Origin of the sequence: Spirillospora albida (assembly GCF_000718255.1) — a bacterium.
Classification (GTDB): Bacteria; Actinomycetota; Actinomycetes; order Streptosporangiales; family Streptosporangiaceae; genus Spirillospora; species Spirillospora albida.
The window spans coordinates 65,470-79,237 of sequence record NZ_JOFJ01000009.1 but is presented as its reverse complement, the minus strand read 5'-3'; the positions used below and the strand labels follow the sequence as shown (position 1 = coordinate 79,237).

Here is a 13,768-nt window from a genome sequence, read left to right as displayed (position 1 = left end):
CACCTTAGTTCAGCGTCGGATCGTCGGGGAATGTGGCGACGAACGCCAGGTCGCCGCCCTGCCGGCGCAGGACCTCCTGCCAGAGCCGCTCCGGGTCGGCCGCGAAGACGTCTCCCGCCTCGGCCGGCACCAGGTACCACGCGCCCTCCTCGATCTCGGCGCGCAGCTGCCCCGCGGACCATCCAGCGTAACCGGCGAAGACCCGGAGCTGGAGCAGCTCCGGCGCCAGCAGCGCGGGCGGAGCGTCCAGATCGACGAGACCGATCCTGGACACCTCCGTGCCGTCCGCGAGCGCGCGCCAGCCGAGCGGCTCGTCGTCGCCGGGCAGGCGCGCCAGCGCGAGCGCGCTGTCGAGCGCCACCGGGCCGCCCTGGAACACCACGGACGGCCCGGTCACGAGCTCGCCCCACGTCGGCAGGACCCTGCCGACCGGAACCTCGGTCGGCCGGTTGAGGACAACACCGAGCGTTCCGCCGTCGTGGTCGTGCTCGACCAGCAGGACGACGCTCCGCCTGAAGTTCGGGTCCTCGAGCTGCGGAGTCGCGACCAACAGGAGGCCCACCCTGATGCCGTCTTCCATGGGTTCCATCATGCGTTGCGCGGACCTCCGGCGGCACGTCCCCGGGCTCGTTAGCCTGTTACGCATTCCTATCGATGGGGATATCGGCACAACAAGGACGTAGGTTAAGAATGATCTAGGATCATTCGCCACCCGCTTGGTGTTCGCGGCATCGGCGGGCCGGGAGGACGCGATGCAGTTGCCCAGGGTCGTCATCGCCGCCGTGTTCTTTGTCATCGGGGCGCTGATCGCCGTGCCCGCCCTCGTCAACTGGGCCTCGGACTCCAACGCCGAGGAACCCCAGGCCGCCCGCACCACCACGTCCGCGTCCCCGAGCCCCACCGGCTCCTCGCCGTCGCCCACCGCGACGCGGACGTCCCCGTCACCGGCCCGGACGTCGCCGACGCCGTCCCGCACCACGGCGGCGCCGGCGCAGCCGGTCACCGCCACCATCGGCAAACCGATCTGCCCCGGCCGGACGGTGAACGTCGTCATCCGCAACACCGGGGCCCAGGAAGAGGACTTCGGCATCGAGAAGAACGACGGCACCGCGGCCGTCCCCGGCACGATCGGCGCGGGCCGGGAGCGCACCATCGCCGTGAAGCTGCGCGAGGACCGCCGCACCCGGATCGAGGTCAACTGGGCCAACAAGCTGATCAAGTCGGCGACGGTCCGGGCGAACTGCACGCGGGCCGAGCCCGACCCGGGCCCGTCCGAGACGCCCGGCGACCTGCCGCACACCGGCCCCGACGGCTCCGTCATGTGGGCGCGCGCCGCGACCGGCGCGGCGGCCATGGTCACCGGAGTGATCATCTTCTGGTACGGCGGCATCTGGCCCCGCCGCCGCGAGAAGATCTTCCCGAAGGACTGACGCGGAAGGGCCTCCTCCCGGAGGGGGACCTCAGCCGTCCAGCCGCGCGCGGCCTCCGGCGGCCTCGCGGACGGCGCCCGCGACCCGGTTGCTGACGTCCGGGTGGAAGACGCTCGGGACGATGTAGTTCGGGCCCAGCTCGTCCGGCGTGACGACCTCGGCGAGGGCCTTGGCGGCGGCGGCGAGCATGTCGAGGGTGACGTGGTCGGCCTGCGCGTCCAGGAGGCCGCGGAAGACGCCGGGGAACGCCAGCACGTTGTTGATCTGGTTCGGGTAGTCGCTGCGGCCGGTCGCGACGACGGCGGCGTGCTCGCGCGCCTCGTCCGGCGAGACCTCCGGCTCGGGGTTGGCGAGCGCGAACACGATCGCGTCGTCGGCCATCGTCGCGATGTCGTCGCCGGTCAGGATGCCGGGCGCGGACACCCCGATGAACACGTCGGCGTCCCGCACCGCGCCGCGCAGGTCGCCGGAGTAGCCCGCCTCGTTGGTGTGCTCGGCGATCCAGCGGAGCGAGTCGTCCAGGTCGTCGCGCTCCCGGTGGACGGCGCCCAGGTAGTCGCACACGACCAGGTGCCGCGCGCCCGCGTGCATGAGCAGCTTGAGGATGGCGCTGCCGGCCGCGCCCGCGCCCGCCATCGTGATCCGGACGTCGCCGATGTCCTTGCCGACGACGCGGAGCGCGTTGGTGAGCGCGGCGAGGACGCAGATGGCGGTGCCGTGCTGGTCGTCGTGGAAGACGGGGATGTCGAGCAGCTCGCGCAGGCGCGCCTCGACCTCGAAGCAGCGCGGCGCCGAGATGTCCTCCAGGTTGATTCCGCCGAACGCGGGCGCCAGGATCTGGACCGTCCGGACGATCTCGTCGGTGTCCTGGGTGTCGAGGCAGATGGGCCACGCGTCGATCCCGGCGAACCGCTTGAACAGCGCCGCCTTGCCCTCCATGACGGGCAGCGCGGCCTCCGGGCCGATGTTGCCGAGCCCCAGCACGGCGGACCCGTCGGTGACGACCGCGACGCTGTTGCGCTTGATCGTCAGGCGCCGGACGTCCTCCGGATTGCGGGCGATCGCGAGGGACACCCGCGCGACCCCGGGCGTGTAGGCCATCGACAGCTCGTCGCGGTTGCGCAGCGGCACCTTCGACGACATCTCGATCTTGCCGCCGAGGTGCATCAGGAACGTCCGGTCGCTGACCTTGTGGATCGTCAGGTCCTCGACCTTGTCCAGCGCGCCCGCGATCGCCTCGGCGTGCTGGGTGTCGCGGGTCGCGATGGTCACGTCGATGCGGAGCGTCTCGTGGCCGGCCGTGTTCACGTCGAGCGCCGTGACGATCCCGCCCGCGTCCTCGACCACGTGGGTGATCTGGCTGACGGCCCGGCCGCCGGCCGGGACCTCCAGCCGGACGGTGATGGAATACGACACGCTCGGCACGCTGGCCACGGAGACTCCCTTACTACCGGTGGAAACCCCAGGTTACCGACCGGCGGCGCGGGAGGAGGCTAGAAGAGCGCGGACTGCAGGGCACGACGGGCCTTCGTGATGCGCGGGTCGTCCGCCGGGAGCAGTTCGAACAGCGACAGCAGGTGCCGGCGCGCCGCGTCCCGGTCGTCGCCCGCGCTCGCGCGCACCGCGCCGAGCAGCCGCGCGAACGCCTCGTCGACCCGGCCGCCCATCATCTCGACGTCGGACGCGTCGATCTGCGCCTGGACGTCGCCGGGCTTGTCCGCCGCGTCCTGGATCACGCGCGCCGCGTCCAGCGCCTGGACGCGCAGGCTCAGGCCCACCAGCGCGAGGCCCTGCCGGGCGTGCTCGTCCCGCGGGTCCTGGTCGAGGATCCGCTGGAACTCGGCCCGCGCGGCGGTCAGGTCACCGCGCTGCAGCGCGGCCTCCGCCGCGGCGTGCACCGGCGGCGCGGCGGGTTGCGCGCCGTCCTCGGGGGCGGCGCCCTCCGGCGCGTCCGGCAGGATGCCCTCCTGGCGCAGCGCCTCGAAGAGCTGGTCGATGGCCTGCCGCACCTGCGCCTCGGGCGCGGCGCCGTTCAGGAACGGCAGCAGCTGCCCGCCCACGACGACCGCCACGAACGGGATGCCGCGTACGCCCATCTGCTGCATGTAGGCGCCGAGCTGCGGGTTGGCGTCGATGTCGACCTTCGCCAGCACCCAGCGGCCGGCCGCCTCGCCGGCGAGCTTCTCCAGGATCGGCCCGAGCTGCTTGCACGGCCCGCACCACTCCGCCCAGAAGTCGACGAGGACGGGGACGGTCTGCGACCGCTCCACGACCTCGGTGTTGAACGTCTGGTCGGTGACGTCGACGACGTACCCGCCGCCGGCCGGGGCGGCCGAGTCCCCGCCGTTCGCCGGCGCGGTCCGGCGTTCCTGCTGCTTCCTGGCCGCCTGGCGGGCCCCCAGGTCGATGGCCCCGTGCAACGAAAAGTCCCGAGAAGGCATGGGTCCATCCTGCCCCATCCGCCCGCCCCCCTGCGCGCATGACCGCTCGCGGGTCCCCGGGCAAAGGATCCGCGGGTTCGCGCCGGGGTCAAGAAAGATTGCTGACAGCCATCACCAAGTACGGTTATAGTAACGGCGTCGATGCATAGCGTGACGGCAAAAGAGACCCGGCACTCCGGGTCGTGACCGGCCCCGGCAGGACGGCCCCGGCCCGACACGCGCCGCAGCCGCGGCGCGCGCCACCGTCACTCTCGCATGACGAGCTACGGGGGGAAGAACAAAGTGATCGCGGACCACTCCGCGATCGTGGCCCGAGGAATGGGTGTCCGCCGCGGGGGGCGGTGGCTCCTGCGCCCGGTGACCTTCGGCCTGTCCGAAGGCGTGGTCGGCCTGTCCGGTCCACCTGGTGCCGGTAAATCCACTCTGCTGGCCACGTTCGCGACCTTGCGCCGGCCGAACGCCGGCATCCTTCGGATTCTCGGGCACGACACCGGGAACAGCGCCGAACTGCGCGCGGTGCGCGCCCGCATCGGCTATCTGCCGCGCCGGTTCGCCCGCGCCCAGAACATGACGGTGGGAGAGTTCGTCGCGTACGCGGCCTACTACAAGCGGGTGGGCGCCGCCGAGGCGCGCTCCGTCCTGAAACGGCTCGACCTCGCCGAGGCCGCCGGGACCGAGCTCGCGCTGCTGCCGCCCGACGTCCGGCTGCGCGCCGGCCTCGCCGCCGCGTGCGCCCACGAGCCCGACCTGCTCCTCCTGGACGACCCGCTCGGCGAGCTGTGCGCGACCGCCGCGCCGTGGCCCACCGGCGCGGCGAGCCAGGGCGGTCACGCCTGCGGCGCCGCGCTGGCGGAACTCGTGCCGCTGCTCCGGACGCTCGCCCCCACGGTCGTGATCTCCGGCGAGGCCACCGAGGCCCTCACCGGCTGGTGCGACCGCCTCCTCACGCTCTCCCGGGGGCGCCTCACCGAGATGCCCACCCATTCCGCGACGGTCCGTCGGGGCCGCGGCCCCGACGACCGGCGGGTCCCCGCCCGGACCGCCGTCCGCGAGGGCCGGCCGTCCCTGGCGGAGCCCGTCCCGGCGCGCACCGAGCCCGCGGCGCTGCGGGCGGACCCCGCCACGACGCGGCCCGACCTCACCGCATTGCCGCACCCCGACGCGACCCGGCCCGAACCCGCCGCGCTTCCGCCGCGACCCGGCGCGATCCGGCCCGATCCCGCATCGCGGCCCCGACCCGAACCCGCCGTACTCCCGCCGCGCCTCGAACCGATCTGGACCGAGCCCGCGGCATCCCCGTCCGAACCCGCCGCACGGCGGGCACGTCCCGGCGCGACGCGGGCGGATCCCGTCGCCCACCGGTGCGGAGCCGGCGCGCCGGCCGAGCCGGGAGAGGCGTGCCGGTCACGGGGCGCGGCGGGCTGGGGGGCGGTGCGGCTCGGGCTGCCCCGTCTCGTGCTCGCGGGGGTGCGGGGGCGGCGGGCGCCCGCCGGGAGCGGAGCCGGTGTCTGACCTCGGGCGGGTCCTCCGGCTCGACGCCCGCCGCACGGCGCTGCTGGTCGCGGTGCCCGTGCTCACCCTGGCCGGGCTCGCGGCGGCGTGGCCGTGGCTCATGCCGTCCGTCGCGTACTGGGACAACACGGTCGTCGCGCTGATCAACGCGGTGCGGTTCCTCGGGCCGGTCGCCGCGGGGCTCGCGGCCTGGACTGCCGTCCGGGAGCGTCCGCTGGACTTCCTGCGCGATCTCACCTCCCGCTCCCCCGCCACGGGGGTGCTGGTCGACCTGCTGCTGCTGTCCGCGGCGGCGCTCGTGTCGTACGGGGCGGTCACCGTCGTCGTCGTCGCGATCACGCTGCTGCGGCAGGAGACGGGGCACCTGCACCCGCTGGGCGTGCTGGCGGGCGCGGGCGCGCTCGTCCTGCACGTCGTCGCGGGGTACCTGGCCGGACGCGTCGTCCCGCGCCGCGCCACGGTCGCGCTGGTGCTGCTGGTCACGGGGGCGTGGTCGGCGCTGCGCATCCCCGGGGTGTCGTGGTGGAGCCTGCTGCCGCCGGCGTCGCTCGAGCGCGTCTGCGTCTACACGACCCTGCGTCCGGCGGTCCTGGCGCACCAGATCGCGTGGACGGCGGGGATGACCGGCGCCCTCGTCCTCGGCCACGTCCTGTGGGCGACGCGGCGCAGGCCGATCGTGCTGGGGCTGGCGCTGTCCCTCGGCCTCGCGGGCGCCGCCACCGACGCCATCCGCCGCACGGGCGGCGAGGCGGTGTCACCGGTGATCACGCGTCCGATCTGCCGCGAATGGCCCTTCGCCGTGTGCGTCCACCCCGCCCTGCGGGACGCGCTGCCCTCCCTCGCCGCCGCCGCCATCCCGCTCGCGTCCCGCCTGCACGGGACGCCGGGCGCCTTCACCAGGGTGGAGCAGCGGCCCGGATCGGCGCCCGCGACCGTGGCGGGCGGCGTCGCGACCGTCCACCTCGACGAGGAGCTCGCGCCCGGGTTCGAGGCGCGGGCCGTCCGGCAGATCCTGGACGGCCTCAAGACCACGCGGACCTGCGATCCCGCCACCGGCGGCTACCACTCGCTGGTCGACGCGTGGCTGACCGGCGCCGAGCCGCCCGCCATCGCCGACGCGACCGCGGCGCGCGCGTTCGCGTCATGGACGGAGGACGGGCGCCGCACCTGGCTGCGGACGAACTTCCTCCGCTACCGCTCGTGCGGCCTGCGGCCGGCGGACTTCCGGGCCGCCGCGCTCGGGCGGTCCCCGTCGCGGACGGCCGACCGCGCCGCGCAGGCGCGCCGCGACCGAGCGTCGGCCCCGCGCCGGGGCGCCGCGGGCGGCCGCCGCGCTCAGGCCGCGGCGGGTGCCGCGGGCCTGGCCCAGTGACGCTCGACGAAGAACGGGGCGACGGGCAGGACCGCCGCGATCAGCGCGAGCACCGTTCGCGTCATGTTCCAGCCGAGCTGCTCGCGCACCACGAACACCAGCCCGACGTACCCCATGAAGAGGACGCCGTGGATGGCGCCCACCAAGGAGACGGCGGCCGGGAAGTCCGCGATGTACTTCAGCGGCATGGCGATGAGCAGCAGCACCAGGAACGAGGCCGCCTCGGCGATGGAGACGATCCGGAAAGCACGAACGATGTCCACGATCGGACAACGTACCGTCCGCGGGGAGCGTTGCGCGCACCCCTATGGCCCGGCTCACACCCGGGTGATCGGAGTCGGGCGGCCAGGGCAGGTGCAGGGCGGCTCTCGCCGGGCATGCTGACCGCATGGCCCGTTCGGACGAATCCGCCCCCCAGAAGGCCGACCCCGCGCCCGCCGCAGCGAAGAGGACCGCGCCCCGGCGCCGGGTGCGGCGCCTCCCGATCACACCGCTCCTGCTGATCGCCGCGACGATCGCGCTGGTCCTCGTGGCGCAGCAGGCCATCCGCGGCCTGCCGTCGTGGCTCGACCCGTTCGGCGAGGAGACCAAGGACCGCAGCGGCCCCGCGCTGCTGCAGTCGATCCGCGATCTGCACCGCTACGAGGCCGCGAGCGGCAACTTCCAGGTCATCGTCGACCTGGAGAAGGACGCGAAGTTCCTACCGGACGCCCTGCGGGGCAAGCGCACGCTGTTCGTCGGGAACGGTTCCGTCGACGCCTACGTGGACTTCTCCAGGATCGGCTCCGGCGCGCTGAAGGTGAACGCGGACCGGACGGAGGCGTCCATCACGCTGCCCCGGGCCCAGCTGGAGCAGACCAACCTGGACCCGAAGCGCAGCTACGTCTTCACCACCGAGCGCGGCATCCTCAACCGGTTCGGCGACTTCTTCGGGGGCAACCCCAACGACCAGCAGCAGCTCTACGTGCTGGCGAGCCAGAAGATCCAGGCGGCGGCCGCGGAGAGCGGCCTGCGCGACCGCGCCGACGCCAACACGAAGCTGATGCTGGAGAACATGCTGAAGGCCCTCGGCTTCACCAAGGTGACGGTGACCATCGGCCCCGCCGTCCAGTGACCGCCGGTCCGCCGGCCGCTACGGGACGCGGATGAGCAGCGCGTCGCCCTGGCCGCCGCCGCCGCAGAGGGCGGCGGCGCCGAGGCCGCCGCCGCGCCGCTTCAGCTCGTGGGCGAGGTGCAGGACGATGCGGGCGCCGGACATCCCGACGGGGTGGCCGAGGGCGATCGCGCCGCCGTTGACGTTCACCTTGTCGGGGCCGACGCCGAGGTCGCGCATCGACTGGATGCCGACGGAGGCGAACGCCTCGTTGATCTCGATGAGGTCGAGGTCGTCGACGGTCTTGCCGGCCTTGCCGAGGGCGTGCCGGATCGCGTTGGACGGCTGGGACTGCAGCGAGTTGTCGGGGCCGGCGACGTTGCCGTGGGCGCCGATCTCGGCGAGCCAGGTGAGGCCGAGCTCCTCGGCCTTGGCCTTGGACATGACCACGACCGCGGCGGCGCCGTCGGAGATCTGCGAGGACGAGCCGGCGGTGATCGTCCCGTCCTTGCTGAAGGCGGGGCGCAGCCTGGCGAGGCCCTCGGCGGTGGTGTCGCCGCGCACGCCCTCGTCCGCGGCGAAGACCACGGGCTCGCCGCGCCGCTGCGGGATCTCGACCGGGACGATCTCGTCGTCGAAGACGCCGTTCTTGACGGCCTCGGCGGCGCGCTGGTGGGAGCGGGCGGAGAACTCGTCCTGCTCCTCGCGGGAGATCCCGAGCCGCGCGTTGTGCCGTTCGGTCGACTCGCCCATGGAGACGTCGTCGAACGCGTCGGTGAGCGCGTCGTAGGCCATGTGGTCGAGGACCTCGACGGAGCCGTACTTGTAGCCGCCGCGCGCCTTGGGCAGCAGGTGCGGGGACTGCGTCATCGACTCCATGCCGCCCGCGACGACGATCTCGAACTCGCCCGCGCGGATGAGCTGGTCGGCGAGCGCGATGGCGTCCAGTCCCGACAGGCACACCTTGTTGATGCTGATCGACGGGACGCTCATCGGGATGCCGGCCTTGACGGCGGCCTGGCGGGACGGGATCTGCCCCGCGCCGGCCTGCAGGACCTGGCCGAGGATCACGTACTGGACCTGATCGCCGGAGATCCCGGCGCGCTGGAGCGCCGCCTTGATCGCGTGCGCGCCGAGGTCGGCGGCGGAGAAGTCCCGCAGGGAGCCCATGAGGCGCCCGATGGGGGTGCGCGCTCCGGCGACGATCACGGACGTGGCGGTCATGAGGGGGCCTCCAGGGTGGTGCGATGGCGACGTTTGCCACGATACCCAGGAGGGAGGCGCGCCCTCACCATCGCCCAGCCCGCCGCCCCGGAGGAAGGAAAGCCCATGCTGACCCGCATCGACCACATCGGCATCGCCTGTCACGACCTGGACGCCACCGTCGAGTTCTACAAGGCGACGTACGGTTTCACCGACGCGCACTTCGAGGTGAACGAGGAGCAGGGCGTCCGGGAGTGCATGCTCAAGATCAACGAGACGGGGGACGGCGCGGCCAGCTACATCCAGCTGATCGAGCCGATCCGGGACGACTCGGCGGTCGCGAAATGGCTCGCGAAGAACGGCGAGGGCGTGCACCACATCGCGTTCGGGACGGACGGCGACGTGGCGGACGAGGCCGCCGGGATCGCGGACCGGGGCGTCCGCGTGCTGTACGAGGCGCCGCGCAACGGCTCCCTGGGCTCGAAGATCAACTTCCTGCACCCGAAGGACTGCCACGGGGTGCTGACGGAGCTCGTCCAGAAGCGCTGAGGGACGGGTCTAGCGTCCGCGCCCGGGTACATGATCTTGAGATCGGGCCGGTGCGCGGGCGCGACCGGATCGTGACGCGTTCGATATCACCGAGCGCGTTCGAGGCCATGACGCATGGCTCTGTGACCGTTCGGCCACATTTGGTGGATTTTCCGGGCCGCACCTGGGCGGCGAGCGCCCATCAAAGGAATCAAACAAAAGAGACAAAACACGCAGCGCGTCAAGATGAGCCCCCAACACGGCAGCGTCCGGAGTACGCTTCCTTCACCGGAAGAGGTCTGGGGCTCTCTGCGCCCGTGCTGTCAGGCGATCAACCGGTCCCCGGAACCACCCGTAGCCCCGTCACATCAGGATTGAGCCACATGCAGTCCGACATCGACGCCCAGCTCAGCAACTTCTTTGAAGACACGCCCCCGCGCGAGTTCGACGTGGTGCTTCGCGGCTACGACCGGCACCAGGTCGACGAGCACATCAAGCAGCTCGACAACGAGGTCCGCCAGGTCCGCGAGCAGACCCAGGCCCTCCAGCGCGAGCTGTCGGACGCCCATCGGCAGCTCCAGGAGCAGGAGCGGCCCACCTACTCCGGTCTGGGCGCGCGCATCGAGCAGCTCCTCCGCCTCGCGGAGGAGCAGGCCACCGAACTCGTCCAGGCCGCCCGGTCGGAGGCCAACGAGATCAAGGCCGCGGCCAAGGTCGACGCCGCCGAGCAGCGCGCCACCGCCGAGAACGACGCGGCCGAGCTGCGCGCCAACGCCCAGCGCGAGGGCGACGACATGCGGCAGGCCGCCGAGCGTGAGGCCGAGGAGGTGCGCACCTCCGCCCGCCGCGAGGCCGACGAGCTGACCTCGACGACCGAGCGCGAGGTCGCGAAGCTGCGCGCCACCGCCGACCACGAGGTCGCCGAGAAGCGCGCCTCGGCCGAGCGCGAGATCGCGAAGCTGCGCACCACCACCGAGCGCGAGGTCGCGCAGCTGCGCGCGTCCACCAAGCGCGAGCGGGACGAGATCCTCACGACCGCCAAGCGGCAGGCCGACGAGATGCGCGCGCAGGCCCAGCGCATCCTCGAGGAGAGCGAGGCCCAGCGCGCCCAGGCGGAGGCCGAGTTCGAGATCCAGCTCGCCGCCCGCCGCGAGGAGGCCGACCGGCAGGACGCCGAGCGGCACGGCGCCGCGCAGGCCGCCACCCAGAAGCTGGTCGCCGAGGCCGAGCAGCGCGCCGCGTCCGCCGAGCAGCGCGCCGCGAAGGCCACCCAGCAGGCCGAGCAGACGCGGCGCGAGGCCGACTCGCACGCCAAGCAGCTCATGGCCAACGCGCGCAAGAACTCCGACAACGTCATCGCGGAGGCCAAGTCGCAGGCCGAGCAGCTGCTCGCCGAGACCAAGGCCGAGGCCGACCGCGTTAGGACCGCCGCGCAGCGCCAGGTCGACGAGCTGACCCGGCAGCGCGACAGCATCACCAGCCACCTCAACCAGCTGCGCCAGCTCATCGGCGGCGTCGCCCCCGCCATGGGCGGCGAGCCCGAGATCGCCGCGGCCCCGGAGAAGCCCGCCATCCCGGCCGCGGAGCCGAAGCCGGCCGCCCAGCAGCCCAAGCAGCCCGCCCCGCAGCCGGCCGCGAAGGCCGCGCCCGCCGCCAAGCCCGCGCAGGGCAAGAAGTCCGAGGAGGACGACGAGGACTGGTGGCAGGAGTGATCACCGGGGCGACCGCCCCGACACTCCCCTGAGCTGTGCGAAGAGCCTGAAGGCGCCAACTGCCTTTAGGCTCTTCGCATCTCATCCCAAGTGGTGCGGCCCCGCCATTCCGATGGTGCGGCCCGCGCGGACGACGGATGCAGTACTGAGGAGGAGAGCGGCGTGCCCGACGACAAGCCCCACGGGGACGGCCCGGCAACACCCCCGTCCGGCCGGCGCCGCCGGCCCGACCCCCGCCCCCTGCTCGACCGCCTCAAGCGTCTCAAGGCCAAGGCGGCCGGCGGCACCGGCGCCGGCGCCGAATCCGGCGCGGCCGGTGCGGCCGGCGCCGCGGCGGGTTCGGGAACCGCCGGCGGAACGGGGCGCGCGGGCGGGCTGGACCGCGACGACCCGTCCGGTGGCGCCTCGACGCGCGACAGCGGCGCGCTGGAACCGGAGGAGACCGGCGGAACGGCCCAGGAGCGGGATCCGGTCACCGGGACCCCGGTCGAGCGGCCGCTGCCCGCGCCGGTCGCGGAGCCGGTGAAGCCCGAGCCGGGGGCGCCCGACCCCGCGCACGACATCGAGCAGCGCAGGCGCGAGGCCGGCGTCGACCACATGTTCCCGTTCGGGCGGCCGGGGGAGCCGCTCGGGCGGGCGCACCCGTTCGTGTTCGGGTTCACCGCCGCGCTCGGCGTGATCACCGCGTGGCTGCTGGTCAACGCGGTGCAGAGCGTCAAGTCGGTGCTCGTCATGATCGTGGTGGCGATGTTCCTCGCCGTCGGGCTGAATCCGGCGGTGGAGCGGCTCCGCAAGTACGGGTTCCCGCGCGGGCTCGCGGTCACGACGGTGTTCCTCGGCGTGATCCTGTTCTTCGCGGGTTTCGTCGCGTCGCTCGTGCAGCCCGTGACGGAGGAGACCACGGAGCTGCGCAAGAACATCCCGGCCTATGTCGAGCAGCTGCAGGAGAACGAGCGGCTCGTCGAGTGGGACAAGCGGTACGGCCTCCTCGACCGCGCGGAGAATTTCGTCGACAGCAAGGACTTCCAGGACCGCATCACCGACACCGCGACCGGGATCGGGAAGGTGGCGCTCAACGGCGTCTTCCAGACGGTCACGATCCTGATCCTGACGCTGTACTTCCTGAGTTCGCTGCCGCAGATCAAGACGTTCTTCTACCAGCTCGCGCCGCGCTCGAGACGGGCCCGGGTGGCGCTGCTCGGCGACGAGATCCTGGACCGGATCGGCGGTTACGTCGCGGGCCAGTTCACCATCGCGTTCATCGCGGGCGTCTCGTCCTACATCTTCCTGGAGATCCTGGGGGTGGAGTACGCGCTGGCGCTGGCGCTGATCGTCGCCGTGACGGACCTGATCCCGCTCATCGGTGCGACGGTCGGCGCGGTCGTGGTGGTGCTGGTCGCGTTCCTCACCGGGGACACGTCGACCCCCGGGATCGTCTGCATCGTCTTCTACATCGTGTACCAGCAGGTGGAGAACTACCTCATCTATCCGCGGGTCATGAAGCGGACGGTGGACGTCCCGCCGGCCGTCACGATCGTCGCGGCGCTGGTCGGCGGCACGATGCTCGGCGTGGTCGGCGCGCTGCTCGCGATCCCGACGGCGGCCGCGATCTCGCTGCTGATCCGGGAGGTCATGCTGCCCCGGCAGGAGACGCTCTAGCCGGGGCGCCCGGCGCCGCGGTCGGTCTTGGCGACGGCCGCGGCGAACTCCCCGACGGCCTGGTTGAACAGGTCGGGCTGCTCGACGGCGCAGAGGTGGCCGGCGCGGGGGATGACGAGGAGCTCGGCGTTCGGAAGGGCGTCCGCCATCGCGCGGGCCTCCCCCTCGGTGGCGAGGGCGTCCTCCGCGCCGACCATGACGAGGGCGGGGGCGCGCAGGCCGCGGAGGGTGTCGAAGGAGTCGGCGCGTGCGGCCATGGCCCGCTGCGCCCAGGCGGCGGCGTGCGGCGGCGTCGACTGGACGAGCCCGCGCACGCGCCCGTAGACGAGGGCGCGCTGGCGGAGCGTGGTGGGGCCGACGAGGTGCGGGAGGACCTCGTCCACGAGCACCTGGACGGACGCGTCGCGTTCGAGGAGCTCGGCCTGCCGGATCCGCGTCTCGCGGGCGCCGTTCGTGTCGGCGGACGCGCGGGTCCCCGCCAGGACGAGGCCGAGGACGAGTTCGGGATGGCGGCGGCACAGCGCCATCGCGACGTACCCGCCCATGGACAGGCCGCCGATCACGGCGCGGCGGAGGCCGAGGCGGCGCAGCAGCTGCGCGACGTCGTCGGCCATGAGGTCGATGGACGGGTCGTCGCGGCCCAGCACGGACCCGCCGAAGCCGCGCAGGTCGGGGGTGACCACCCGGAACCGGGGGGCGAGGCCCTCGCGCTGGTTCAACCACATCGCCGAGGACAGGGGGAAGGCGTGCAGCAGCACCAGCGGTGTCCCCGAGCCGACGTCCCTTGCGTAGAGCTGCACGGTCATCTCGTCCTCACG

The 13,768-nt window shown here is 73.1% G+C and carries 13 protein-coding genes; 7 read left to right on the top strand and 6 right to left on the bottom strand.

Going from position 1 to position 13,768, the window contains the following annotated elements:
• Window positions 1-4 precede the first annotated feature (4 nt).
• The gene (locus tag IE99_RS0114115) at window positions 5-580 is read right to left on the bottom strand and encodes a YqgE/AlgH family protein (protein WP_030169541.1); all 576 of its coding nucleotides are present in this window, start codon (window positions 578-580) and stop codon (window positions 5-7) included.
• A 172-nt stretch (window positions 581-752) separates the two neighbouring features.
• Here IE99_RS0114115 and IE99_RS0114110 point away from each other — a divergent pair, with 172 nt between their 5' ends.
• Complete coding sequence (locus IE99_RS0114110) at window positions 753-1,430, top strand: hypothetical protein (protein WP_157610288.1); 678 nt, start codon at window positions 753-755, stop codon at window positions 1,428-1,430.
• Between the two features lie 30 nt (window positions 1,431-1,460).
• Here the strand turns inward: IE99_RS0114110 and IE99_RS0114105 are convergent, their stop codons facing one another.
• Both IE99_RS0114105 and IE99_RS0114100 read right to left on the bottom strand, forming a co-directional pair.
• Window positions 1,461-2,864, bottom strand: coding sequence for an NAD-dependent malic enzyme (locus tag IE99_RS0114105; protein ID WP_030169537.1), 1,404 nt, complete (start codon window positions 2,862-2,864; stop codon window positions 1,461-1,463).
• A gap of 59 nt (window positions 2,865-2,923) precedes the next feature.
• The gene (locus tag IE99_RS0114100) at window positions 2,924-3,871 is read right to left on the bottom strand and encodes a tetratricopeptide repeat protein (RefSeq protein ID WP_030169536.1); all 948 of its coding nucleotides are present in this window, start codon (window positions 3,869-3,871) and stop codon (window positions 2,924-2,926) included.
• 255 nt (window positions 3,872-4,126) lie between these two features.
• Between IE99_RS0114100 and IE99_RS32660 the strand changes: the two genes are divergently transcribed.
• Both IE99_RS32660 and IE99_RS0114090 read left to right on the top strand, forming a co-directional pair.
• Complete coding sequence (locus IE99_RS32660; RefSeq protein ID WP_245623200.1) at window positions 4,127-5,383, top strand: ATP-binding cassette domain-containing protein; 1,257 nt, start codon at window positions 4,127-4,129, stop codon at window positions 5,381-5,383.
• A complete protein-coding gene (locus tag IE99_RS0114090; protein WP_051712496.1) occupies window positions 5,376-6,755 on the top strand; it encodes a hypothetical protein in 1,380 nt (459 codons plus the stop codon). The genes IE99_RS32660 and IE99_RS0114090 overlap by 8 nt, the downstream gene beginning before the upstream one ends.
• On the opposite strand, the gene IE99_RS0114085 is transcribed toward IE99_RS0114090, so the two are convergent.
• On the bottom strand, window positions 6,719-7,018 hold the full coding sequence (locus IE99_RS0114085; protein WP_030169531.1) for a DUF3817 domain-containing protein: 300 nt from the start codon (window positions 7,016-7,018) through the stop codon (window positions 6,719-6,721). The two genes, IE99_RS0114090 and IE99_RS0114085, sit on opposite strands and share 37 nt — an antisense overlap.
• Window positions 7,019-7,143: 125 nt before the next feature.
• Between IE99_RS0114085 and IE99_RS0114080 the strand changes: the two genes are divergently transcribed.
• Complete coding sequence (locus IE99_RS0114080; RefSeq protein ID WP_030169529.1) at window positions 7,144-7,869, top strand: DUF4230 domain-containing protein; 726 nt, start codon at window positions 7,144-7,146, stop codon at window positions 7,867-7,869.
• An 18-nt stretch (window positions 7,870-7,887) separates the two neighbouring features.
• Here IE99_RS0114080 and IE99_RS0114075 read toward each other — a convergent pair whose 3' ends face one another.
• Window positions 7,888-9,072 carry an acetyl-CoA C-acetyltransferase gene (locus tag IE99_RS0114075; RefSeq protein WP_030169528.1) on the bottom strand — a complete coding sequence of 395 codons (1,185 nt, stop codon included), beginning with the start codon at window positions 9,070-9,072 and terminating at the stop codon, window positions 7,888-7,890.
• A 105-nt stretch (window positions 9,073-9,177) separates the two neighbouring features.
• On the opposite strand from IE99_RS0114075, the gene mce reads away from it, so the two are divergent.
• The 3 genes from mce (at window position 9,178) to IE99_RS29165 (ending at window position 12,950) form a co-directional block, all read left to right on the top strand.
• Window positions 9,178-9,600 carry a methylmalonyl-CoA epimerase gene (mce, locus tag IE99_RS0114070; RefSeq protein WP_030169525.1) on the top strand — a complete coding sequence of 141 codons (423 nt, stop codon included), beginning with the start codon at window positions 9,178-9,180 and terminating at the stop codon, window positions 9,598-9,600.
• Between the two features lie 362 nt (window positions 9,601-9,962).
• Complete coding sequence (locus tag IE99_RS0114065) at window positions 9,963-11,291, top strand: DivIVA domain-containing protein (protein ID WP_030169522.1); 1,329 nt, start codon at window positions 9,963-9,965, stop codon at window positions 11,289-11,291.
• A gap of 162 nt (window positions 11,292-11,453) precedes the next feature.
• Window positions 11,454-12,950: an AI-2E family transporter gene (locus IE99_RS29165; RefSeq protein WP_051712495.1), complete on the top strand. Its 1,497-nt coding sequence runs from the start codon at window positions 11,454-11,456 to the stop codon at window positions 12,948-12,950.
• On the opposite strand, the gene IE99_RS0114055 is transcribed toward IE99_RS29165, so the two are convergent.
• Window positions 12,947-13,756, bottom strand: coding sequence for an alpha/beta fold hydrolase (locus IE99_RS0114055; protein ID WP_030169517.1), 810 nt, complete (start codon window positions 13,754-13,756; stop codon window positions 12,947-12,949). The two genes, IE99_RS29165 and IE99_RS0114055, sit on opposite strands and share 4 nt — an antisense overlap.
• Window positions 13,757-13,768: the final 12 nt, after the last annotated feature.